This is a genomic window from Arthrobacter sp. Z1-15, assembly GCF_054792395.1.
On record NZ_CP096454.1, the window covers coordinates 3802102 to 3825897 of the forward strand.

At 68.3% G+C, this 23796-nt stretch carries 22 protein-coding genes; 13 read left to right on the top strand and 9 right to left on the bottom strand.

Features of this window, described 5'->3' with window-relative positions; all coding sequences use genetic code 11:
* Position 1 precedes the first annotated feature (1 nt).
* The 6 genes from M1D40_RS17710 to M1D40_RS17735 form a co-directional block, all read right to left on the bottom strand.
* Positions 2-688 (bottom strand): alpha-ketoglutarate-dependent dioxygenase AlkB family protein, encoded by a 687-nt coding sequence (locus M1D40_RS17710; RefSeq protein ID WP_341394467.1) that lies wholly within the window; start codon positions 686-688, stop codon positions 2-4.
* Positions 685-1326 (bottom strand): methylated-DNA--[protein]-cysteine S-methyltransferase, encoded by a 642-nt coding sequence (locus M1D40_RS17715; protein WP_461169700.1) that lies wholly within the window; start codon positions 1324-1326, stop codon positions 685-687. The genes M1D40_RS17710 and M1D40_RS17715 overlap by 4 nt, the downstream gene beginning before the upstream one ends.
* Positions 1323-1835: an RNA polymerase sigma factor gene (locus M1D40_RS17720; protein WP_341394469.1), complete on the bottom strand. Its 513-nt coding sequence runs from the start codon at positions 1833-1835 to the stop codon at positions 1323-1325. The genes M1D40_RS17715 and M1D40_RS17720 overlap by 4 nt, the downstream gene beginning before the upstream one ends.
* Before the next feature lie 138 nt (positions 1836-1973).
* Complete coding sequence (locus tag M1D40_RS17725) at positions 1974-2495, bottom strand: methylated-DNA--[protein]-cysteine S-methyltransferase (RefSeq protein WP_341394470.1); 522 nt, start codon at positions 2493-2495, stop codon at positions 1974-1976.
* 19 nt (positions 2496-2514) lie between these two features.
* A complete protein-coding gene (locus M1D40_RS17730; protein ID WP_461169701.1) occupies positions 2515-4017 on the bottom strand; it encodes a SulP family inorganic anion transporter in 1503 nt (500 codons plus the stop codon).
* Positions 4018-4149: 132 nt separating this feature from the next.
* Positions 4150-5505 carry a GntP family permease gene (locus M1D40_RS17735; protein WP_341394472.1) on the bottom strand — a complete coding sequence of 452 codons (1356 nt, stop codon included), beginning with the start codon at positions 5503-5505 and terminating at the stop codon, positions 4150-4152.
* Between the two features lie 357 nt (positions 5506-5862).
* On the opposite strand from M1D40_RS17735, the gene M1D40_RS17740 reads away from it, so the two are divergent.
* Positions 5863-7431 carry a long-chain-fatty-acid--CoA ligase gene (locus tag M1D40_RS17740; RefSeq protein WP_341394473.1) on the top strand — a complete coding sequence of 523 codons (1569 nt, stop codon included), beginning with the start codon at positions 5863-5865 and terminating at the stop codon, positions 7429-7431.
* 120 nt (positions 7432-7551) lie between these two features.
* On the opposite strand, the gene M1D40_RS17745 is transcribed toward M1D40_RS17740, so the two are convergent.
* Positions 7552-8550, bottom strand: a complete 999-nt coding sequence (locus M1D40_RS17745; protein ID WP_461169702.1) for an EamA family transporter — start codon at positions 8548-8550, stop codon at positions 7552-7554.
* Between the two features lie 108 nt (positions 8551-8658).
* Here M1D40_RS17745 and M1D40_RS17750 point away from each other — a divergent pair, with 108 nt between their 5' ends.
* The 5 genes from M1D40_RS17750 (at position 8659) to M1D40_RS17770 (ending at position 14505) form a co-directional block, all read left to right on the top strand.
* Positions 8659-9237 carry a CGNR zinc finger domain-containing protein gene (locus M1D40_RS17750; protein ID WP_461169703.1) on the top strand — a complete coding sequence of 193 codons (579 nt, stop codon included), beginning with the start codon at positions 8659-8661 and terminating at the stop codon, positions 9235-9237.
* A gap of 155 nt (positions 9238-9392) precedes the next feature.
* Positions 9393-11975, top strand: coding sequence for a S1 family peptidase (locus M1D40_RS17755; protein ID WP_461169704.1), 2583 nt, complete (start codon positions 9393-9395; stop codon positions 11973-11975).
* A gap of 97 nt (positions 11976-12072) precedes the next feature.
* On the top strand, positions 12073-12804 hold the full coding sequence (locus tag M1D40_RS17760; RefSeq protein WP_341394476.1) for a hypothetical protein: 732 nt from the start codon (positions 12073-12075) through the stop codon (positions 12802-12804).
* 101 nt (positions 12805-12905) lie between these two features.
* On the top strand, positions 12906-13487 hold the full coding sequence (locus tag M1D40_RS17765) for a hypothetical protein (RefSeq protein ID WP_461169705.1): 582 nt from the start codon (positions 12906-12908) through the stop codon (positions 13485-13487).
* A 193-nt stretch (positions 13488-13680) separates the two neighbouring features.
* A complete protein-coding gene (locus M1D40_RS17770; RefSeq protein WP_461169706.1) occupies positions 13681-14505 on the top strand; it encodes a sigma-70 family RNA polymerase sigma factor in 825 nt (274 codons plus the stop codon).
* An 18-nt stretch (positions 14506-14523) separates the two neighbouring features.
* Here the strand turns inward: M1D40_RS17770 and M1D40_RS17775 are convergent, their stop codons facing one another.
* Complete coding sequence (locus tag M1D40_RS17775) at positions 14524-15471, bottom strand: glycosyltransferase family 9 protein (protein ID WP_461169707.1); 948 nt, start codon at positions 15469-15471, stop codon at positions 14524-14526.
* Between the two features lie 153 nt (positions 15472-15624).
* Between M1D40_RS17775 and M1D40_RS17780 the strand changes: the two genes are divergently transcribed.
* The 7 genes from M1D40_RS17780 to M1D40_RS17810 all read left to right on the top strand — a co-directional run bounded on the left by M1D40_RS17780 (position 15625) and on the right by M1D40_RS17810 (position 22515).
* Positions 15625-16161 carry a D-glycero-alpha-D-manno-heptose-1,7-bisphosphate 7-phosphatase gene (locus M1D40_RS17780; RefSeq protein WP_461169708.1) on the top strand — a complete coding sequence of 179 codons (537 nt, stop codon included), beginning with the start codon at positions 15625-15627 and terminating at the stop codon, positions 16159-16161.
* Positions 16158-17219, top strand: a complete 1062-nt coding sequence (locus tag M1D40_RS17785; RefSeq protein ID WP_341394481.1) for a glycosyltransferase family 9 protein — start codon at positions 16158-16160, stop codon at positions 17217-17219. The genes M1D40_RS17780 and M1D40_RS17785 overlap by 4 nt, the downstream gene beginning before the upstream one ends.
* Complete coding sequence (locus tag M1D40_RS17790; protein ID WP_461169709.1) at positions 17216-18280, top strand: glycosyltransferase; 1065 nt, start codon at positions 17216-17218, stop codon at positions 18278-18280. The genes M1D40_RS17785 and M1D40_RS17790 overlap by 4 nt, the downstream gene beginning before the upstream one ends.
* The gene (locus tag M1D40_RS17795; RefSeq protein WP_461169710.1) at positions 18277-19545 is read left to right on the top strand and encodes a glycosyltransferase; all 1269 of its coding nucleotides are present in this window, start codon (positions 18277-18279) and stop codon (positions 19543-19545) included. Before M1D40_RS17790 ends, M1D40_RS17795 begins: the two co-directional genes overlap by 4 nt.
* Positions 19542-20318 (top strand): D-sedoheptulose-7-phosphate isomerase, encoded by a 777-nt coding sequence (locus M1D40_RS17800; RefSeq protein ID WP_461169711.1) that lies wholly within the window; start codon positions 19542-19544, stop codon positions 20316-20318. Before M1D40_RS17795 ends, M1D40_RS17800 begins: the two co-directional genes overlap by 4 nt.
* Entirely contained in the window at positions 20315-21679 is a 1365-nt protein-coding gene (locus M1D40_RS17805) for a PfkB family carbohydrate kinase (protein WP_461169712.1), read from the top strand. The genes M1D40_RS17800 and M1D40_RS17805 overlap by 4 nt, the downstream gene beginning before the upstream one ends.
* Before the next feature lie 134 nt (positions 21680-21813).
* A complete protein-coding gene (locus M1D40_RS17810; protein WP_461169713.1) occupies positions 21814-22515 on the top strand; it encodes an SDR family oxidoreductase in 702 nt (233 codons plus the stop codon).
* 36 nt (positions 22516-22551) lie between these two features.
* Here the strand turns inward: M1D40_RS17810 and M1D40_RS17815 are convergent, their stop codons facing one another.
* Positions 22552-23658, bottom strand: coding sequence for a glycosyltransferase family 9 protein (locus tag M1D40_RS17815; RefSeq protein WP_461169714.1), 1107 nt, complete (start codon positions 23656-23658; stop codon positions 22552-22554).
* Positions 23659-23796: the final 138 nt, after the last annotated feature.

The following is a 23796-nucleotide window of genomic DNA, read 5'->3' on the forward strand; positions in this document are numbered from 1 at the left end:
GCTAGGCCATTCCGGTCATCCGCAGCGTGATGTTGATCCTGCCGCCGGCCAGTCCGCACTCCGGATCGGCGGTGCCGGGCAAGGTCTTGGGCACGCCGTGGTAAGCGAACCGGGACGGGCCGCCGAAAACGAACAGATCACCGGAATTGAGCTCAATATCGGTGTAGGGACGGGTCCGGGTTGAAGTATTCCCAAAACGGAATATGCAGCTGTCGCCAATACTCAGCGACACTACGGGGGCGCTGGACTTCTCATCCTTGTCCTGATGCATTCCCATGCGGGCACCGTGCGCGTAGTAGTTGATCAGCGCGGTGTCGGGGGTGTAGTCCTCGGGTTGCCAAAGGTCCGGCGCATAGCCCGGCTCGCCCTCCTTGGCATATGCCTCGGCCACGGCGCGCCGGCCCAGCCGGATCAGCCAGTCCGGGACGTCGGCAACCCTCCCGCCACCGGCGTCGTCCGCGGTGCGCGTGTATTTGTAGGGCTGCCAGTGCCAGCCCAGGCACACTGTCTGCACGGACATTGGATGTCCGCCCGGCAGAACCGCCGCCCGCATCGGGACCGGACCGACGGCCCACTGCCGGCAGGCGGCCACGATTTCGCGCTGCGCCGCCGGGTCAAGCCACCCGGGAACGTGCACTGCCCCGGGTCCGGGCTCCGTCCGGTTCGGCGGAAAAAGCGTCCCGGTCATGCGGCGGCCTCCAGATCCAGGAGCAGGCGTTTGGCGTCGGATCCCCCGCGGTAGTTCCCCGTGGTTCCATCCGAACGCACTACTCGGTGGCAGGGCACGACGACGGGCAGCGGGTTCAGCGCACAGGCCGTCCCCACTGCCCGGACCGCTCCCGGGCTCCCCGCCAGGGAGGCGAGCGCGGAGTAGGTGGCGGTGGAGCCGTACCCGATATCCGGCAGATGCTCGACGACGGACCGGCGGAAGCCGGCGGTCAGCTGCAGGTCCAGCGGAAGGTCGAAGGAGCGGCGGGTGCCGGAAAAGTATTCCCCGATCTGGGCGGCGGCGTCCTGCAGCCGCCCGGGGGCGTTCAGGATCCGCGGGCTGATACGCGCGGCAAGCGTAGCGAGCACCGCGCTGTGGTCCTCGCAGGCAAAGGCCACCCGGACCAAGCCGGCCGGGGTGGCGGCCAGGAGCAGCTCGCCCACCGGCGTGCCGATCACGGTGTAGGCCACGTCCAGGATTCCGGCCCCGGCCGCAGCAGCGGCCAGCCGGGCCTGCAGCCGCAGCAGCGTATCGCCGTCGGCCGGCGCGGGCGGCAGCAGCAGGTCCGGCGGAAGGGTTCGTTCCGGCGGCAGGGTTCGTTCCAGAGGCAGGGTCATCGGGAATCCTCCAGGTTCAGGGCTCGCAGTTTTTTCATGCCGTCCGCCGCCGACCGGCGGCAGGCTGCCTCGGTGCCGCCGAGGAGCACAGCCACCTGTGCATAGGGCAGTCCGCCCAGATGGTGGTACGCCAAGGCTTCGCGCTGGCGCTGCGGCAGCGTTTTCAGCGCCGCCCAGAGCGGGTCGTTCTCATCGATGCTGCCGCTGGCTTCCCGGCCGTCACGGTGCGCCGCGCGGTCCGGTCCGCCCCTCTCCCCCCGTGCCGGCAGCTCTGCGACCGGAACCGGCCGGCGCGCGGCCGCACGGTGCAGGTCGATCGCCTTGCGCTTGGCGATGGTGACCAGCCAGGCCTGGACGTTGGCATCCGGGGCCAGGCCGGGGTAGGCGCGCAGGGCCGCCAGGAAAGTCTCGGACCAGGCGTCTTCCGCGTCCTGCGGCCCCAGCACGGCGCGGCACACCCGCAGCACGGCCGGCCCGTGTTCCCTGACAATGGCTTCGAACGGTTTCACTTCCACACCCGGTAGACGTTTCCGGGAGCGGTTTTGTGAGCTCCCGGCTTTCGCTCCCATGCTCTCACCCGAAGGGGCCGGCTGCCCGGCCCCGGGCCGGAGTCTTCCCCGCCGGCGGATGCCCCGGGCAGTCTGCCCTCAGAACAGGGCGGCCTGGGCCCGGCGCGGATCCTCCAGCCCCAGCAGGAAGTGCTTGCGGTCCAGTCCGCCGGCGTATCCGGTGAGCGCGCCCGCTGCTCCCACCACCCGGTGGCAGGGAATGATAATCGAGACCGGGTTCCTGGCGTTGGCCGCCCCCACCGCCTGCGCGAGGTTCCGGTCCCCCAGCTGCCGCGCCAGGTCGCCGTAGGAACGCGTTTGTCCGTATGGGATCTCCTGCAGGAGCGCCCAGACCCGCTGCCGGAAGGGATTGCCCGCCGGCGCGAGGGGCACATCGAACTCCCGGCGCTCCCCGGCAAAGTACTCGCCCAGCTGGACCTGGGCCCGGGCAAGGACGGCGGCGGTGACGCTGCCGCCGCCGGGCTCCACCCGGGCGCCGAGCAGCTCCACCGCCGGAGCGCGTTTGTGCTTTTCCATGTAGACCGCGGTGAGCTCCCCGCCGTCGGCCACCAGTGTCAGGAGGCCGATCGGCGAGGCAATTACGGTGTGCGCGGCGGTCATGGTCCCGAGCGTAACCCGTTCAGCCCCCGAGCTGTCCGCTGAGGCGGGAGCGGATCGCGTCGGAGGAGTCGTTCAGTCCGGTGATCCGAACCGTCTTGCCGTGGGTCCGGTATTTCTCGGTAATGGAATCCAGGGCCGCCACGGTGGAGGCATCCCAGACATGGGATCCGCTCATGTCGATCAGTACCTGCTCCGGATCCAGCGCGTAGTCGAACTGCGTGTACAGGTCATTGGAGGAGGCAAAAAACAGCTCGCCCTCCACCGCGTAGGTGACCGCGGCGCCGTCGTCGTCCACTGTGCGCCGGACGGTGACAAAGTGCGCCACCCGGCGGGCGAAGAGCACCATCGCCGCCAGCACGCCCACTGCGACGCCGATTGCCAGGTTGTGCGTCATCACCACCACGGCCACGGTGATCACCATGACCGAGGTTTCGGACTTGGGCATGCGCTTCAGCGTGGACGGGCGGATGCTGTGCCAGTCGAACGTCGCGATGGAAACGTAGATCATCACAGCGACCAGCGCCGCCATCGGAATCAGCGCCACCACATCCCCGAGGACGACCACGAGCAGCAGCAGGAAAACGCCGGCCAGGAAGGTGGAGATCCGGGTCCGGGCACCGGAGGCCTTCACATTCATCATGGTCTGCCCGACGACGGCGCAGCCGCCCATGCCGCCGAAGAAACCGGTGACGATGTTCGCCACGCCCTGGCCCCAGGACTCGCGCACCTTGGAGGACCGGGTGTCCGTGATGTCATCCACGAGCTTGGCGGTCAGCAGTGATTCCAGCAGGCCCACAAAGGCCATGGCCACCGCATACGGCGCGATAATCCGAAGGGTCTCCAGCGTCAGCGGAACGTCCGGAAACAGCAGGGACGGCAGGGACTGGGGCAGCTCGCCCTTGTCCCCCACCGTCGGCACATTCCAGCCCATGAGCACTGCCGCGGCGGTCAGGACGACGATCGCCACCAGCGGGGCGGGCACCGCCGTCGTCAGCCTGGGCAGGCCGAAGACAATGAACAGCCCGACGGCGGTGATCGGGTACACCAGCCAGGGCACGCCCAGCAGTTCGGGAACCTGGGAGGAGAACACCAGGATGGCCAGCGCATTGACGAAGCCGACCATGACCGAGCGGGGGATGAAGCGCATCAGCTTTGCCACCCCGGCCACGGCCAGCAGGATCTGGAAGATGCCTGCAAGGATCACGGTGGGGACCAGGTACTGCGCGCCGTATTCGGCCACCACCGGGGCGATGACGAGCGCGACGGCGCCCGTAGCCGCGGAGATCATGGCGGGGCGTCCGCCCACGAACGCAATGGTGACGGCCATCGTGAAGGAGGCGAACAGCCCCACCCGCGGGTCCACGCCGGCGATGACGGAAAACGCGATGGCTTCCGGAATCAGGGCAAGGGCTACAACCAGACCGGCCAGCGCCTCCGTCTTGAGGCGGCGCGGAGACTTCAGGGTGCCCAGCACTGACTGCCGGGCGGCAGGGGTCAGGACAGGTGCCGGGGAAGAAGGCATGGAGGTTTCCTTAAGATTTTTCGATGGTGGGTCCGTACCGCCGGGTGGAACACCGGGGCGTCATACGGCTCCGGTTCCAGATTACTCCCGGCAATTCGGCGCGGCTGCCCACGCGGTCTCCTCCTTTAGCCCCTAGACCATAAACAGGCTCAGGACCCACACCGCGGCAAATCCGGCAACACCCTGGACGGCCGTGGCCGGGGTAAGCGTCCGGTAGGCCGTCGCCGTCGGGATCCGGCTGAACTGGGACACCACCCAGAAATACGAATCATTGGCGTGCGAGACGACCATGGCGCCGGCGCCGATCGCCAGCACCGCCAGCACAGGGCCGGCGCCCGATGCCAGGCCGAGCGGCTCCAGCAGCGGCAGCAGCATGGCCGACGTCGTGACCATCGCCACGGTGGAGGATCCCTGCGCCGTTTTCAGGGCCGCCGAAATCAGGAACGGCACCGCGATGCCCAGCCCCAGGGTGGCCAGGTTGTCGGAGAGGAAGCCGGTGATGGCACTCTTGCCCAGGACGCCGCCGAAGGCCGCACCGGCGCTGGTGATGAGGAGGATCGGTGCCGCCAGCAGGATCGAGTCGGAAATCTGGGTGTTGAAAGAGGCGAGCTTGCCCTTGCCGCGCAGCAGGAACACTGCCGCCACGAGGCCCAGTGCCAGTGCCACGACGGGAGTACCAATGAAGACCACTGTCTCCGCGAAGCCGCCTTCCCCGAAAGGCTCGCCGGGAAGCTTGGCGATCGATGACAGGCAGATGAGCAGAATCGGCAGCAGGATCGGCAGGAAGGCCATGAAGCCGCTCGGCAGCTTTCCGTACGCAGCCCGCAATTCCTCGTAGCTGACTTCCGCTTCCTCCGCGGGAACCGGAAGCAGCTCGACGTCCTTCTTCAGGAACCTGTTCGCATAAAGCAGGGCGGCGCCGGCTGAAACTGCCGCCACCACAAGGCCCAGGCCGATCAACAGCCCCAGATCATTGACGACGTTCAGGTTTGACGCCGCAGCAAGCGGTCCGGGCGTAGGCGGGACCATGGTGTGCGTGGCGTACAGGCCGGTCATCAGCGCTATGGACATGGCGACCAGCGATACCTTGGCGCGTTCTGCCATGGCCTTTTTGAGCGAGTTCAGAATGATGTACCCGGAATCGCAGAAGACGGGAATGGAGACAATGTAGCCAATAATGCTCATGGTCAGCGTCGGGAACCGAGTTCCCAGTATTTTGATCAGGGCGTCTGCCATGGAGATTGCCCCGCCGGACCGCTCCAGGATCACGCCGATCATTGTGCCGAAGAGAATCACCAGGCCAATGTTGCCCATGGTGTTGCCAAACGCCGTCGTGATTGTCGGGATAATCTCCCCGACCGGCAGGCGGAAAGCGAAGGCGCCGATAAAGGCGGCCCCCAGAAGAGCGAGGAACGGGGAAATTTTGAACTTGGCAGTGACGGCAACGATGCCGGCCACAAGCAGCAGCAATATGAGCAGGTCGATCATGGTTTTCCTTTAAGGGAGAAATTCCGCTGTTTCCGGCCGGGCAAATCATAGAGAATCACGGATTCCCTTTATCGCGAAAAACCCGCACCGGCTCATTGACCAATAAGGCGCCGCCGACCGCGGTTCCGGGTGAAACTGCCCGGCACATTTCCGGCGCCCGGTCGCAGGCCTGCTCCCGGCTCCGCCGTTTCCGGAGCCGGAGGGCGAAGAAAAAAGCGAGCGTCCACGGTGCCCGCTGCGCCTTCCGCCGGGCTACACTGCTCACATACCGCTCAGTATGTGATGCTGCTCACTCTCCGGCCGCTGCCGGTGCGCACTGCTGCCCGCACGTTCCAGGTCTGATCAAAGGAGATCTTCATGCAAAACCTCGCCGGCATTCTGACCGAGACGGCCGCCCGGCTTCCGGACAGCACGGTCCTGAAACTGGACGACACAAAAATTACCTACGGGGCCCTGGACGCCATGAGCGCACGGGTGGCGGGGGTGCTCCGCGACCACGGCATTGCACGGGGAGAACGGGTGGCGCTGATCATGCCCAACATCCCGCAGATGGCGTTCGTCTATTACGGAGTGCTCCGCTACGGCGCCGTGGTGGTGCCGATGAACCCGCTGCTGAAGGCCCGGGAAGTTGCCTACCACCTCTCCGATTCCGGGGCGCGGCTGGTTTTCGCGTGGGAGGGCATCCTGTCCGAAGCACTGGGCGGCGCCGAAGAAGCCGGCGGTGTTCCCGTCATTCCCGTGGACGGCGGAGCATTCATGCAACTGCTTGCCGAAACGGACCCGGAGCCCGGGGTGGAGGAGGTGGACGGCGAGGATGTCGCCGTCATTCTCTACACCTCGGGCACTACCGGGCGCCCAAAGGGCGCAGCGCTGACCCACAACAATCTGCGCAGCAACGCAGATATCTCGCGGAAGCTGCTGCACACCCTGGAATCCGACGTGATCTTCGGCGGCCTGCCGTTCTTCCACGTGTTCGGCCAGACGTCGGCTCTGAACTCCGCGGTGATGGTCGGAGCCTCGATCAGCCTGCTGCCGCGGTTCGACGCGGGCAAGGCCCTGGAAATCATCCAACGCGACGGCGTGACCATCTTCGAGGGCGTGCCGACGATGTACGTGGGCATGCTGCGCCATCCGGACCTGGCCGCCACCGACGTGTCCACGCTCCGCGGCGCCATTACGGGCGGCTCAGCCATGCCGCTGGAAGTGCTGCACGAGTTTGAGCGGGTTTTCAAGACCCAGCTGCTGGAAGGCTACGGCTTGTCCGAAACATCACCGGTGGTCTCCTTCAACCTGCCGGGGCCGGGCCGCATGGCCGGTTCCATCGGCAAGCCGGTGGAGGGCATGGAAGTGCGGATCGTGGATCCGGAGGGCGCGGAGGTTCCGACGGGCGACGTCGGCGAGCTCGCCGTGCGCGGCACGGGCGTCATGAAGGGGTACTGGAACAACCCGGAAGCGACGCAGGCCGCCATTCCGGACGGCTGGTTCCGCAGCGGGGATCTGGCCCGCGCCGACGAGGCGGGCAACCTGTACATCGTGGACCGCAAGAAGGACGTCATCCTGCGCGGCGGCTACAACGTGTATCCGCGGGAGGTCGAGGAAGTCCTGTACGAGCATCCGGCCGTTGCCGAGGCAGCGGTGATCGGGGTGCCTGATGAACTCCACGGCGAGGAAATCGTTGCAGTGGTGGGCCTGAAGGAGGACATCCTGCCGGGTGACGGCGCCGGCCGCGAGTCGCTGCTGCAGGAAATTCGCGACTTCGCCAAGGAGCGGCTGGCGGCCTACAAGTATCCGCGCCGCGTCGTCCTCACCGACGCCCTCCCCAAGGGCCCGACCGGAAAAATCCTCAAGCGCGAAATCCGCGTGGATGCCTCACCGAGCGAGGAGGCACCTGCGGACCGGGTGGAACAGACCGAGCCGCAGGGCTAGGACCGCGGTCCGGGCCGGCAGCGTCCCGGACCGCTCAGGCGGGTAAGGCCGCAGCCGGCGTCGCTTAGGCGGCGTCGCTTAGGCGGCGTCGCTTAGGCGGCGTCGCTTAGGCGGCGTCGCTTAGGCGGTGGGGCCGGGCTCGCCGGGGACTTCGCCCGGCAGCCCGGCCCGTTTGTCGGCGCGCACCAGGACCAGGCCCAGAACAATCAGTGCGCCTCCGACCAGCTGGATCGGGCGCGGCAGTTCCGCCAGCAGCAGCCAGGCCCAGAGGACGGCGAAGAGCACCTCGGTCAGGGACACAAAGGACGCCACCCTTGAGCCGAGCCTGCGGGCCGCCACGATTCCGGTGACGTAGGCGAGAACCGTGGAAAACAGCACGAGTCCGGCCAGCGGCACCCACCAGGAGGTGACCCTGCCGGCCAGCACAACGTCGTCGGTGCTGAAACCGGTGGGCAGCACCCCGGCGACACCGAGCACCAGCATGGTCACTGCCCCCACCAGCATCCCGCCGGTGGCCAGTACCAGCGGGGGCAGGGAATCGTTCTGGCGGGCAGTAATAAAGAAGTAGATGGCCAGGCAGACCGCGGCCGCCAAGCCCCACATCACGCCGATCGGATCCACCCGCACGTCCCCGGTCACGTCGAGCACGAGCACCAGGCCGGCGATGGCGGCAACCGCACCCCCGACCGTCTTCCCTCCGGGCCGGCGCCTTGTGGACACCCAGATCCACAGCACCATCAGCACCGGCGCCAGGAATTCCAGCAGCAGGGCGACTCCAACGGACAGGCGCTCCACGGCATTGAAGTAGAAGAACTGACAGCCGGCCACTCCAATAAAGCCGAACGCCAGCAGGGTTTTCCAGTTGTCCCTCACCTGGTGCCAGCGCCCGTGCAGCGCCACCACGGCGGGAACCAGCAGCACCAGGGCGGCGCCTCCCATACGCACTGCAACGGCAGTGGTGGAGGTCCAGCCGGTTTCCAGCAGGGACTTGGCGAAGGAGCCGGAGAGTCCAAAAACCGCCGACGAGAAAAGTGCCACGGCCAGTGCGGACGTTCCCCGTCCGGCATGACCGCTGGATCTCCCGACCGGGCGAACCTGCCTGGGTACGGAGCGACTCATGGCACCTCCAAGGACCGTCATTGCCTGTCCCGCAGGACCTGTCAGGTTCATTCTGCGCCAACGGACCTTACACTGGGAAGACCGAAGGAAAAGATGTCAGGGGTCACCATGGCTTTTACACATGACACGGAGATTGCCCTGCAGGCAGTTGCCGGCTTAATCAACACCGGAGTGGACCACGTGGATCGGCTGCTCACTGTCGCGGATCTCGATGACTTCCTGACGGAGCAGGGCTTCAGCGGCTCGCGCACCCACACCACGGGTGAACTCCGGGCAGTGCGCCACCTGCGCTCCCGCCTGCACCAGCTCTGGACGGCAGACGAGGAAGGGCTTGCGGCCGGAGCAAACCAGCTCCTGCGCAACGCACGCGCCTTCCCGCAGGTGGTCCGTCATGACGGATGGGACTGGCATCTGCACTGCACCTCGCCGGCGGCGCCGCTTGAGGACCGGATGGCCACCGAAGCAGCCATGGCCTTTGCCGATGCCCTCCGCGGCGGCGAGCTTGACCGGCTGGGGACCTGTGCTGCGCCGGATTGCGACGCCGTCCTCCTGGACCTGACGAGAAACCGGTCCAAGCGCTACTGCGACACGGGTAACTGCGCCAATCGGGAACATGTCCGCTCCTACCGCAGCAGGCAGGCGGAGTTGCGGCATCCGGACGGCAAAACTCCTAAGCCCTCTTGTTAGTTACCTCACCTGCCGTTATGCTCTGGGAGAGTTTCGTCTGCCTTCTCGGCGGACGGCCATTCCACTCAGTCTCGACTCTGCATGTTCCGGCCCAGGTCTACACCTGTGCCCTCTGCGGGGATGGGGTCTGTGCCAGTACATAAATGGGGGTTTCAATGCAGGACAACACAAGCGCGTTTTACAAACGCGTTGGCGCGCTAGGCGCCGCAACAGCACTGGCGGTGAGCGGAGCATTCATTGCTTCCCCGGCCATCGCTTCACCGACAGGAGAGCCGGACGCCACGTCCGCAGATGCTCCCGTCACCACAGCCACTGAGGCCCCGGCCAGCGAACCCGCCGTTGACGAAACTGTCACCGGGGAAGCCACCGAAGAAGCCGGCACGCTTCCTCCCGGCCTGGCTGAAGCACTCCTCCGCGACCTGGGCATGACGGTCGAAGAGTTTGAGGCAGCCGGAGAACTTGGCAAGAAGGCAGCGGATGCCCTTCCCGAGCTCCAGGCCACCGAAGGCTTCGTTGGCATCGCCATTGAAGACGCACAGATTGTCATCACCGGTTCCGGTGAGGCCCTCGAGGCCCTGGCCCTGAAGCTGGACGCCACTCTGGTGGCTCCCGCCGAAGAGGCGGAGGTCACGGAGGCTCCCGCCGACGAAGCCACCGACGCTCCGAGCGCCGAGGCAACCGAAGCCGCCGAGAAGCCGGCAGCAGAGGAAGAAACTGCCGCTCCGATGGCACTCCCCTCCAACCACGGCGACGCAATTGCCGCCATCCGCGCCGACTACATCGCGAACGTGGGTGTACAGGGTCTGCAGTCCATTCTCTGGGACGGCAACAGCTACGTCATCAGCGTGGACCAGACTGCAACCATCGGTGATTCGGTACTGGCCAAGAGCCTGGCCGACGTGACCGGAACTCCGGCCCAAGCCATCGCGGACAAGTACCAGGGCGTTCGGATTGCGAACTCCTCGGGCACGCCCACGTCCGTCGAGGACGTTGTCAGTGGCCAGGGTTATGCCAGCCCGATGGGCGGCGGTTCCTACGCCCTTTGCTCCATCGGTTTCAACGGCTTCAACGCAGCGGGAGATCCCGCTGTCATCACCGCGGGCCACTGCGCGCAGGACGGCGCCGTCAAGGAGGCCGTGCTGACGGACCCCTCGGGCGACGAAGCCAGCGGCAGCGACAACTTCGACCTGGGGAATGACCTGGGAACATGGGGCTTCTCGCAGTTTGGCGGACCGAACAACACCCCGGTCAATCTCGAGACAGGTGAAAACGTCGGCACCGATATCGCTGCCATCGACGGAATCAACTCTGAGCTGGACCTGCTGCCCGAGGTTACGCAGTGGGCTGACGCCACGGACCTCACCGCAACCACCACCAAGATCACCGGAACCGTCGACGCAGTCGTCGGTGCCCCGGTCTGCAAGTCCGGCCGCACCACCGGCTGGAGCTGCGGCGAGGTCACCGGAATCGGCGAATTCCCCGTCGGCGGCCACAACATGGCAACTAATCCCGACGATGTCCGCGGTGTGAAGGGCTTCGAGTCCACTCTGACCGTAAACGCTGCATCGGGTGACTCCGGCGGACCCACGATCTCCGGAAGCAGCGCCATGGGCATCAACAGCGCCGTTGGCGACCGCGAGGGCGTTGCCCGTATGTTCTCCACCTCTCTGTCTGACGGCCTGGGCTACTTGGGCGGTTACTCCGTTGCAGTCTTCGTTGATGCTCCGCAGCTGACCTCGCACGAGGACAAGGGCACCGTCCTGACGGACGCAGCCATCACCGGAACGGCCCCCGCCGGCAGCATCGTCAAGCTCACCCGCGGCGATGACACCATTGACCTGGACGTTGTCGACGGTGCCTGGAGCTTCCCCGCTCCCACCACTGTTCCTGAAGACGGAAAGCTTGCGTTCACGGTTCAGGCTGTCAACGGCTACAACAAGTCCACGGCTGCTTCCTACGAGCTGACCGTCAAGAATGCTCCGCTGGCCGCTCCGGTCATCACAACTCCTGCCAACGGTGCAGCCATTGCTGATTCAGTTGCAGCCATCACGGGCACCGGCGCCGTGGATGCAGACGTCAAGCTGAGCGTCACGGGAACGGCCTCGGGCTCTGCCGTTGACGAAGTAGCGATCAATGAGACCGTCACGGTCAACGCCGACGGAACCTGGGAACTCAAGCTCAACGACGCCCTCACCTACGGCACCTACACCGTAACCGCTGTGCAGGACGGCATTGCCGGCAAGGAGGCCTCCCCCGAGGCGGTTTCCACGTTCTCCGTCATCCTCGAGAAGGCCGTCATCACCTCGATCACCGAGGGACAGGACTTCGCTGAGGGCGAGAACCCGCGCGACATCTCCGGTACCGGCACCGCCGGCGCCAAGGTTGCTGTCACCATCGGTGAGACCACCCTTTCCGCAACCGTTGGTGACAACGGCGACTGGAAGGTCACTGGCGTCCCGGTCCTGGCACCCGGAGCCTTCACTGTCTCGGCCGTGCAGACCCTCGACGGTGCAACCTCTGAGGCAACCGTTATGAACTTCACGGTTACCGCGGTAGTCGTTGAAGAGGCGGCTCCTCCCGTAGTGCCCCCGGCCCCGGCCCCGGACAACAACGGTGACGGCCTGCCCGACACCGGTGCTGCCGGCATGGGTCTGTTCGCCGGAGCAGGTGCCCTGCTCACCGCCGGCGGAATCAGCGCCCTGCTGATCAACCGCCGCCGCCAGCTGCAGGACGCGTAATCTGCAGTTAGCTGAACATCACTGAAGCGGGTCCTGGTCTTGTACCGGGGCCCGCTTTGGTATTACGTGCATACTGGATCGATATTCAGGAGGCTCCATGTCCCCGCTACTCCGACCAAACAGCCGTACCGCCGAAAAATCGTCACTTCCGTTCCTGCCCCGGGCGAGACGTGCTGCGGCCCCCGAGGCGATCACGGCTCTTTCCCTGGCCGCCCTGCTGGCCGTCAGCGGCTGCGGACAGGACGCCCAGTCACCGGGAGCCCAGTCGCCGGACGCCGGTTCCTCTTCATCAGCCGAAACGCCGGGTGCAGCCGTAACAAGCCCGCCGGACACCCAAACCGGTCCCGGAAGCGCACCGACAAACGAGGGAGCAGCGACGCCGTCGGCTCCGGACCCGGCATCACTATCGGAGGACCGCATGACCGAACTCCTACAGCTCCACACCCAGTTGAGAGCCGACCTCGGCGCCGCCTACTCCGACGCATGGATCGAGGGCGGCCAGCTCCACGTCGCCGTCACCACGCCGGAGGCCGAAGCAGTAGTCTCCGGAGCGGGCGCCGTTCCGGCCAAGACCCAGTTCAGTGAGCAGCAGCTCCGCGAGGCAGCCGATGCCTTTAAGGCCTGGCTCGGTACCGATGCGGCTCCGCAGGTGCAGCTGCACTGGCTCGGAACGAGCGGGCGCACCGGAAGCATCACCGTCCGGGTACCCCCCGAGCAGGTCCAGCCGCTGACCGATGCCGTAGCGCAGCAGCGGCCCACCGGGGATGTGCTGGTCATTGTGGAAGAATCCAGCGGTCCGGCAACCCCCCTCGGAACAAACGCCCCCTAAAGGGTCCGCAACGGGCCAGGAGCTGTCCGGGCTTCGGGTGCGCTGCCTAGACTTGGGGGCGTCGAGCAGACGGCACACCGGCCTCTCCCCAGGACCCGCCCATGGACCAGAAGCTGCAGAACCTCCTGTATTCCCTGCCAACCCGGACCGCCTGGATCATTGCCGGCAGCTGCGCCGCCTTCTGGCTCCTGTGCCTGACCGGCGTCCTGACCCCGCCGATCTCCGCGCCGCCGAACATCACGCTGTTCTGGTTCTACGCCATGCTCATGCTGGTGCTGGCCTCCGGCCTTGCCGTGATCGGTGCCGCCGCCGTCCTGGTGCTGAAGCGCGGCGGCAGGGCCGGAGCCGGCGCCCATGCACACATGCCGGCTGCGGCTGCCGGCCCGGCTGCTGCGGCCGCGGCACCAGATCCGGGGTCGGTGCCCGGTGCTGAGTCCGTTCGCGCACCCGGCCGCATCCCGGCGGAAACCGACGACGGCGGTGCGGACCAGCTTGCCGGGCTTAGCCGCATACTCGATGACCCGGGGAACCTTGCAGGACGGGAGGCCCAAGTTGCCGCGGCTTCCGCCCCGGCCCCTGAACCGGCTGCTTCAGAGCCGGCACCTTCCCCGGGATCTCCCGCGCCCCGTCGTCCCGCCCAGGTGCAGGCTGCCACCAAGCGCAAGCGCCGCAAACGGCGCTGACTTCTCCGGCAGCTGCGCCGCCGGATCCCACGCCCGGCTTCCGGAAGAAGCCGCGTATACCTTCTGCTCAGCCGAGAAGTAAAGCCCTTCTTTTGAGATTTCTCACCACAACTCTTGATAACTACAGGTGCTTCTGTTTTCCTGAGGTAGCGGTCCAGCAGGGGGCTACGTAGGAACGACGAAATGCTGCCCCATGACGCCTCCTGAGTCCGATGCCCTAGCCCATTTCACCAAAGCCCGCAGTGCCCGCGGCGATCTGCAGCAGGCCCTCCACAATGAACTGGTGCTGCAGCACCGCGACCTCGCAGACAGCGTCGCCGCCGCCTACAGCGGCCCGGGCCGCGACCGCGCAGACCTCCGGCAGGTGGCCTACATCGGGCTCATCAAAGCCGTAAAGCGGTTTGATCCAGCCGTCGGGCGGCACTTTCCCGCATTCGCCGTCCCCACTATCCACGGGGAAATCAAACGCTACCTGCGGGACCTGTCCTGGGTGGTGCGCCCGCCGCGCGAGGTGCAGGACCTGCGCACCACCATCGCCAAGGTCTATCCGTCCCTGACCCAGCGGCTGGTGCGCGAACCCTCCCTGCCGGAACTTGCCCGGGAGCTCGGGCATGACGAAAAAACGGTGTCGGAAGCGTTGAACTGCCAAAGCAGCCTGCAGCCGGACTCCCTCGATGCTCCCTTTGAGGGCGGCTACCTGGCCGATGTCCACGGAAGCATCGACAACCGGCTCGAGCAGGCGGAGAACCTGGTAATCCTCGCAGAAGCCATCCGCACGCTGGATGACAGCGAAAAGGACCTGCTCACCCGCCGTTACTTTCATGAGGAGCCCCAACACGTCATCGGCGAGCGCCTGGGGATGACCCAGATGCAGGTGTCCCGCAGACTGGCCAAAATCCTCGTCAAGCTCCAGCACGAAATCCTTGGCCGGCCCGTCCCGGCCAAGGCCGCGGCCAAATCCCGGGCGGGGTCGGGGCTGACCTCGTCCGGAGCCGGACCCGAGGCAGTGAGTGCCTAGGTGGAATCCCCTGACCGCCTAGAGAACCTCCAGCTTTTCGGCGGCCGCGAGCACATCCTCCACCGACACAGCCAGCAGTGCGGGGTCCGGCTCAACGGCAAAGGTGTCCCCCAGACGCCGGCTCTCATCCGTCAGGGTTATGTGCGGGCCTTCCGGAGGACCCCACTCCGCCACGGGTGCCGGACCGAAAATCACCACGGACGGACGCGCATAGGCCGAGGCCAGGTGCGCTGCCCCGGTATCGGCGGACACAACCAGGGAGGCCCCTGCGACGGCGGCCGCAAACTCATCCAGTCCCAGCTGCCCTGCGGCCACGGCAGCGGCCGGAAGGCCAGCCAGCTCCGCAACGGCCAGCGCCCGGGGGCGTTCACCGCCGCTGCCGGTAAACAGCACCTCATGCCCGGCCCGGTGCAGCTCGGCGGCTACTGCGGCAAACCGTTCCACCGGCCAGAGCCGGCTGCCGTAGGCGGCACCCACGTGAATGACGGCCGCTCCCGGTGCCGGGCTGGGCGAGGCCGGAGGCAGCAGCAGATAGTCCAGCGGGTCCGCCGGAACGCCGTGCCAGGTCATCAGGTCCGCCCAGCGTTCCCGCTCGTGGACCCCGTCCCGCCAGCAGGGTCCGGGCAGCCCCGGGGCGGCATGGCCGAGCAGGCGGCGCGGCATCAGGGCCTCCAGCCGCCCGGTGCTTTCCGGACCGCTGCCGTGCAGGTTCACCGCCACGTCAATCCGTCCCGGCTCCAGCGGAATCGGAACGTCCAGGCCGTGCAGCGGCAGCAGCGCATCCACGCTGCCCACCAGCTTCACCACCGGCAGCAGCCACTCCTGGGCCGCGTAGAAGATGAAATGGTCCGGAAAGGCCCTGCGCAGCGCCCGCAGCGCCGGAACCGCCACCAGCAGGTCCCCCAGTTTCAGGGCCCGCAGGGCCAGGAGTTCCGGCTGCCCTTTGTTTGCGCTGCCCTGTTCCATTCCAGTCCTCCCGCCGGTGCCTCGCCCCGCCGTCCGGAACGAATGGACATCATCCTGCCAGAGAGCCGCCTTCAGGCTAAGCGAAGCGCGGAGAAGGAGAAGAAGTACGGGCAAAAGTGTTTAGGTCCGATACGGATGGGGAACAAGTTCCGTATGGGACCTCTGAATTCCGACGCACCGCGCGCCGTGCTCTTTGACCGGGACGGCACGCTGGTCCGTGATGTCCCGTACAACGGCAACCCCGACCTGGTGGATCCGTTTCCGCAGGCAGCGGACGTCCTGAGGCAGCTGCGCCGCAACGGCATCCGCACCGGAGTCATCACCAACCAGTCCGGCGTGGCCCGCGGGCTGCTTACCCCTTCCCAGGTGGCGGCCGTCAACTCCCGGATCCAGCAGCTGCTCGGCCGGTTCGATGTCTGGGAGATCTGCCCGCACGGGCCCGGGGACGGATGCTCCTGCCGCAAGCCGCAGCCGGGCATGATTCACAGTGCCTGTGCCCGCCTGGGCCTGCAGCCCAACGAGGTGGCCGTGATCGGGGACATCGGAGCGGACATGGAGGCGGCGGAAGCGGCCGGCGCTCGATCCGTACTCGTACCGACGCCCGTCACCCGCCCCGAGGAAACTGCCGCCGCGCCGCTGGTGGCCCGGGACTTGGCCGGCGCCGTCGCGCTGCTGCTGGAGGGCTCGTGAGCCGCGGGGTCCTGGTGGCCCGCCTGGACAGCGCAGGAGACGTCCTGCTCGCCGGTCCGGCGGTTCGCGCCGTTGCCGCGGACCCGCAGACCCGGGTCACCCTGCTGTGCGGGCCGCAGGGCGCCGACGCCGGGCGCCTCCTGCCCGGTGCCGACGACGTCCTGACGTGGACGGCCCCCTGGATTACCCACCCGGCCCCTCCGGTGACCGCCGCGGCCCTCGCAAGCCTGGAGCAAGACGTGCGCAGCGCAGGGATTGACGAAGCCGTGATCCTCACGTCCTTCCACCAGTCCCCGCTGCCGCTGGCCCTGGTGCTGCGCCTGGCCGGCGTGCCCCGGATCACCGGGGCCTCCGTCGACTATGCCGGTTCGCTCCTGGACATCCGCCTGCGGCCCGGCGAGGACTTCCCGGAAGACCAGCCCGAGGCCGAGCGCGCCCTGCAGATCGCGGCGGCGGCCGGGTACCGGCTTCCCGACGACGACGACGGACGCCTGCGCCTGCGCGGCACCGCCGACGTCGGGCATCTGGTGGGCGACGGGCCCTACGTTGTGGTGCATCCCGGCGCCGCTGTTCAGGCCCGGGCCTGGCCGGCCCTGCACCATACGGCCGCAGTGGAGCTCCTGACCGCCGCCGGTCACCGGGTTCTCGTGACCGGCGGTCCGGGCGAAACCCGGCTGACGGCCACCGTTGCCGGCGTTGCCGGCGTGGATCTGGGCGGACGCACCGACCTGCGCTCCCTGGCCGGCGTGCTGGCCGGGGCCTCCGCCGTCGTCGTCGGGAACACCGGCCCGGCGCACCTGGCGGCGGCGGTCGGAACCCCAGTGGTCAGCCTCTTTGCCCCGGTGGTTCCGGCCGTCCGGTGGGCGCCGTACCGGGTGCCCCTGGAGCTGCTGGGCGACCAGAACGCACCCTGCCGGCTCAGCCGGGCCCGCGACTGCCCCGTGCCGGGACACCCCTGCCTTTCCGGCGTAACGCCGGAACAGGTTGTGGAGGCCGTGCACCGCTTAACCACCGGCGTTGCTTCTTTGGGAACGCGCAGAGAAACGAGGACTGCATGAGGATCCTGCTTTGGCATGTGCACGGCGGCTGGATGGAAGCCTTCGTCCGCGGGCCGCATGAGTACATTCTTCCGGTGATGCCGGAGGGCGGCCCGTGGGGGCTGGGCAGGGGCGGGCGGAACTGGCCGGCTTCGGCCGTCGAATGTGCCCCCGGGGACCTGCGCGACGCCGGAATCGACGCCGTCGTGCTCCAGCGCCCGGAGGAACTCGCCGCCTGCGAGCGCCTGCTCGGACGGCGCCCGGGCCGCGATCTGCCGGCCGTGTACCTGGAACACAACACTCCGCGCGGCAGTGTGCCTTCCGCCACCCATCCGCTGGGTTCCCAGAGCAGCATCCCCATTGTCCACGTCAGCCATTTCAACGAGCTCTTCTGGGACAGCGGCCGCGCTCCCGTGCGGGTCATCGAGCACGGCATCCCGGACCCGGGCTACCGGTACACCGGTGAACGCGACCAGCTGGGCGTTGTCATCAACGAGCCGGTGCGCCGCTGGCGGGTCACCGGCACCGATTTGCTGCCGCGCTTCGCCCGCGCCGCCCGGCTGGAAGTGTTCGGCATGGGGACCGAGGGACTAGCCGCGGCCACCGGCCTGGGCCCGGATGAACTTACTGCCCGGGGAGACCTGCCGGCGGACGTCCTGCATTCCGAGCTGAGCAGGTGCCGTGCCTACGTCCATCCCATGCGCTGGACGTCGCTGGGACTGTCCCTGCTCGAAGCCATGCACCTGGGCCTGCCGGTCCTGGCCCTGGCCGCCACCGAAGCCGTGCGGGCTGTTCCCCCGGAGGCCGGCGCAATCTCGACCAGTGTCGATGAGCTGGTGCAAACTGCAGCGGACCTGCTCAGCGACCCCGCGGAAGCGCGGAAGCGGGGCCGGGCGGCGCGGGAATTCGCCCTGCAGCATTACGGCCTCGCAGCCTTCCTGGCCGCGTGGGACACCACGCTCTCGGACATCACCACCCGGAGCAGCAGGGTTCCCGTGCTGAGCCATCCGGTAACCACCGGAGAACTGCCGCTGCAGCGGCGAACAGAACTGTCAGGAGCTGCCGGAGGGGGAATGCAGTGAAAATCTCAATGGTGTCCGAGCACGCCAGTCCGCTGGCCGCACTGGGCGGCGTGGATGCCGGCGGGCAGAACGTGCACGTTGCGGCGCTGTCGGTGGCGCTGGCCCGCCGCGGGCATTCCGTGCGCGTCTATACCCGCCGCGATGATCCGGGCCTGCCCGCGGTGGTTCCGGTGCGCGACGGGCTGGAGGTGGTGCACGTGGACGCAGGACCGGCCCGGGCACTGCCCAAGGATGTCCTGCTGCCCTACATGCGGGAACTGGCCGAAGGCATCTCCGCCGACTGGGGGACGGCACCCCCGGACGTGGTGCACGCGCACTTCTGGATGTCGGGAGTCGCGGCCCTGGAGGCGGCCCGCCGGGTCGAGGCGCCGGGGTACCCCGTTCCGGTGCTGCAAACCTTCCATGCCCTGGGCACCGTGAAGAAACGCCACCAGGGAACCGAAGACACCAGCCCGCCGCAGCGCACCTGGCTGGAACCTTCCGTGGGGCGCACCGCGGACCGGGTGATCGCCACCTGCTCGGATGAGGTGTTTGAACTCAAGGCGATGGGCGTGCCCGGGAACCGGATTTCCGTGGCGCCCTGCGGCGTGGACCTGGACCTCTTCGGTTCCGGCGGACCCGCGGAGCCGAAAGGACGGCGTTTCCGGATTGCCGCCGTCGGCCGGCTGGTTCCGCGCAAAGGCGTGGATTTGGCGGTGCAGGCACTGGCGCTGCTGGCCGAAGGCGGCCTCAGCGACGTCGAGCTCCTGATCGTGGGCGGCGCCTCGGACTCCGCCGGGCTCGCCTCGGATCCGGAAGCCCAGCGGCTGCTGGCGCTGGCCCGCATCCTCGGTGTGGCGGACCGCGTGGTGCTGCGCGGGCAGGTCCCGCGGGAACAAATGCCGGCGGTGCTGAGAAGCGCCGATGCCGTGGTGTGCGCCCCCTGGTACGAACCGTTCGGGATAGTCCCGCTCGAGGCCATGGCCTGCGGCGTGCCGGTGGTGGCTTCCGCGGTCGGCGGGCTGATTGACACGGTGGTTCACGGCAAAACCGGCCTGCACGTGCCTCCCCGCGATCCGGTGGCCCTGGCCGCGGCACTGGCGGAGCTGCTGCGCAACCCGGAGTATTCCCGCCGTCTTGGTGCTGCCGGCCGGCAGCGGGCCCGGGCGCGGTATTCGTGGGACCGGGTGGCAGCAGACACTGAAAAGGCCTACCAGGTGGCGGTGGACCGCATGGCACCTGCCCGGCAGGGCAGCCTGCAGCCGCTGGGAGGGAAGGCGCTGTGAAACCCAAACCTCCGGAAGCCGCAGCCGGAACTCTGCTGGCAGACGTGCAGCCCGCCCCCGCTCCCCCGGCACAGGCAACCCGGCAGCCAACCCCGCCAACCCCGCCGGCGCCGACGCAGCCAGCACAGTCAGCGGCGTCAGCGGCGTCAGCGGCGTCAGCGGCGTCAGCGGCGTCAGCACAGCAGTCAGCCCACCGGGCGGTCCTTGCGCACCTGTCCGATCTGCGGCCGGCGGTCGCCTCGCTCGAGGCGCAGGCACCGAGGCTCACCGGCTGGGGCGTGGAGCTCGCCGTCCGCCTCCTGGCCGGACACCGGCTGCTTGCCGCCGGCAACGGCGGCTCGGCGGCGGAGGCCCAGCATTTAACGGCGGAGCTGGTGGGCAGGTTCGACGGCGAACGGCGGCCGTTCTCCGCCATTGCCCTGCACGCGGAAACGTCAGCGGTGACGGCCATTGCCAATGACTACGGGTTTGACCAGCTCTACGCGCGGCAGGTGCTGGGCCACGGACGCCGCGGCGACGTGCTGATCCTGCTCTCCACAAGCGGCAGGAGCCCCAATTTGCTGCGCGCCGCGGAGACGGCGCGCACCGAGGGCATCACCACCTGGGCCCTGACCGGCCGCGGACCGAATCCGCTCAGCGAGGCCTGCGACGACGCCGTCAGTATCGACGCGCAGGCGGCCAACGCGCAGGAGGCCCACCTCATTGCCCTGCACGCCGTGTGCCGGGCCTTCGACGCCGAGGTTTTCCGCCGCGGCGGAAAGGAGCAACCGTGAAAATCGTGGTGGTTGGCGACGTTCTGCTGGACACTGACATCACCGGCAGCGCGCAGCGGCTCTCCCCTGACGCCCCGGTTCCGGTGGTTGATGTGGACAGCATCCGCAAGCGCGCCGGCGGGGCTGGCCTGGTGGCCCGGATGCTGGCCCGCGACGGCCTCGATGTGGCCCTGGTGACGGTACTGTCCGACGACGGCGCTGCCGCGGATCTGCGCGGTGCCCTCACCGGCATAACCGTAACCGCCGGCCCCTCCGGAGCACCCACACCGGTGAAGACCCGGATCCGCGCCGATGCCCAGGCCGTAGTGCGCTTCGACGAAGGCTGCTCCCCTCCGCCGGCACCTGCGGTGACCCCTGAGATGCTGTCCGTCCTGTCCGGCGCCGATGCGGTGGTCGTGGCGGATTACGGCCGCGGGCTGACCGGCAATCCGGAGCTGCGCAGCGCCCTGGAGGCGCTGGCGGGGCGGGTGCCGGTGGTCTGGGACCCGCACCCGGCCGGCGCCGACCCGGTGCCCGGCGTTGCCGCCGTGACCCCGAACCTGCCGGAAGCGCTGAGCAGCGGCGGCGGGGGCGGGACAGGCGGAATTCCGGCAGCCCTGCACGCCGCGGAAGTGCTGCTGGGGCGCTGGCGGAGCCGGTCAGTGGTGGTGACCCTCGGTTCCCTCGGGGCGCTCGTCCTGCCCGCCGACGGCCTGCCGCAGGTGATCCCCGCTCCGGAGGTGCCCGCCGGAGATGCCTGCGGCGCCGGTGACCGGTTCGCCGCAACCCTGGCCCTGGCCCTGGCCCGCGGAACCGCACTGGAGCCCGCCGCGGAACAGGCGGTGCAGGCAGCCGCCGGTTTCCTCGCCGCCGGCGGAGTGGCCGCCCTGCACCGGGAAAAAGCGCCCGTGCAGCTGCACAGCGGCAGCCTCGATGCCCTCTCGGCCGCCCGCACGGTGCGCGAGCGCGGCGGAACAGTGGTGGCCACCGGCGGATGTTTCGACCTGCTCCACGCCGGGCACGCCCGAACATTGTCCGCCGCCCGCAGGCTGGGCGACTGCCTGATCGTGGTCCTGAATTCCGACAGCTCCGTCCGGCGGCTCAAGGGCGAGCAGCGTCCCATCATTGGCCAGGCGGACCGCGCTGAACTGCTGCTGTCGCTGGGCTGCGTGGACGGTGTCCTGGTCTTCGAGGAAGATACCCCCGAGGCGGCGCTGGAGCGGCTCCGGCCGGACATCTGGGTCAAGGGCGGGGACTACCGCGAAGACCAGCTGCCGGAGGCCCGGGTGATCAAGGCCTGGGGCGGAGAGACCGTCACCGTCCCGTACCACCCCGCCCGTTCCACCACTGCGCTGGCCGCGGCCCTGGCCCGGGTCGGCTAGCCAGGGTGGGCAAGGCCAGGGTTGGCAAGGCCAGGGTTAGCAAGGCCAGCCCGGCCGGCAGCACCACAGCTTCGGTCCCGGAACGCCGTGGACCCGGACGTACAACCAAAGATGTACAACGAAAGGAAAGACCCATGTCTCTGCAGCTTTCCAACCCTGGACGGGTGCTCATCACCGGCGGCGGCTCCGGCTTAGGCGCCGCCGTTGTCCGGGCGGTAACCGACGCCGGCGGCACCGCCGTCGTACTGGACCGGAACATCAGCACGGTCAGTGCCGCCAAAGCCATTGAAGTGGACGTCTCAGACCGCGCGGCCGTGGAAGCGGCGGTCACCGAGGCCGCCGAATCCCTGGGCGGGCTGGACGCCGTGGTGACCGCGGCGGGCATTGACCGCTGCGGCCGGCTGGAGGACGTTGCGGCCGAAGAATGGGAGAAGGTCATCGGAGTGAACCTGCTCGGCACCGTTTCCGTGGTGCGCGCCGCCCTCCCCTACCTGCTCGAGAGCCACGGCCGGGCAGTGACTGTGGCTTCAAGCCTGGGCATCAAGGCCGTTTCAGACGCCACTGCCTACTGCGCCTCGAAGTTCGGCGTAGTGGGTTTCAGCCGTGCCCTTGCCGCCGAAACCCGCGGCCGGATGGGGGTCACCACCATGATCCCTTCCGGGATGAAGACGAATTTTTTCGACGACCGCACGGAGCAGTACAAGCCGCAGGACGATTCCCGGCTCAACGATCCGATGCGCGTGGCCGAGGCAATTCTCTTCGCCCTGCACCAGCCCCGCGGATGCGAGATCCGCGAGATGGTTATCTGCCACGAGGAGGAGGATTCCTGGCCCTGATCCGGTGATGGCCCGCCCGGCGCCCCGGACACTCTGCTAGGCGGGCGGCGCCGCCCGCAGCTCGGCCACGTCTGCGTACACGGCCTCCGGGTCAACAGCGGCCACAAACGAATCATCATGGGGGCAGCGTTCCGCCGTCCAGCCGACCTGGGTGACATCGGCTCCGCAAACCGGGCAGGCGGAAACCCAGGACATGTGCACCCGGTGGCGGGTGCGGCCCATGGCGCCGGCATTGATCGCATTTCCGAACCAGTAGATACCCACTGTCGGCGTGCCCACAGCCTGGGCCAGGTGCCGGGGTCCGCTGTCATTCCCGATCATCACGGCGCTCGCCTTGAGCAGGGCCGCCAGGGTGCCGATATCCAGCTTTCCGGCCACTGAGCCGATGTCGGCCCCGGGCCCGGCGGCCGCCAGGCCCAGCGCGGTAATGTGTTCGGCGAGCTCCCGGTCGCCGTCGTCGCCCACCACCAGAACCCGGCAACCGTCGGCGGCGGCCCGCACCGCCAGTGCTGCAAAGGCCGACGCCGGCCAGCGGCGGCGGGGATCGGTGGCGCCCGGGTGGAGGGTCACCAGGTCCCGGTCCGGGGCCACAAAGGCCGCGGCCTTCTCTTCCTCCGCGGAGAGGACCTCCAGCTGCGGCTCCAGGGAGACGGGAACCGCCCCCGCCAGGCCCGCCACTTCCAGCGCCCGCAGAATCTCGTGCTGGTAGTAAACGTACGGAATGGTGCGTTCCAGGGGTGCCGCGTCGGGAGTCCGGGTGCCAACCGTATGGGCCGCACCCAGTTGCAGGAGGAAAGGATTGGAATTGCGGCCGCCTCCGTGCACCTGGACGGCCAGGTCGAAGCTGCGGGCACGCATGGAATCCATAAACGCCGCCAGCGCTGCAGGATCCTCCGGGCCCGGCCGGATGCCCGGGGCGACAGGCAGCACCTCCACGCGGTGCACCGGGCCCGGCCGTCCCGCCAGCAGCGCCGCATGCAGCGGCGTGCCCAGCAGCGTGATCTCGGCCTCCGGGTAGGCGGCGGCAAGAGCGTCCAGCGCCGGCATGGCAAACATCAGGTCCCCCAGTCCGCCGCCGCGCAGCACAACGATCCGGGCCACTCCCGGAAACTGCTCCAGCACCGGCCCGACACCGCGGCGCACGCCCCGTTCCTCCGGCAAGCCGTTCCCAGTTCCTCTTTCCACCATTTACAGTCCCTTCCCGGATCTCGTCGGAGCGCCTTTGCCATGCCGCCGCAGCCCCGGCCGGCCGTTGCGGCCGCTGCGGCGAGCTGCCGCCAC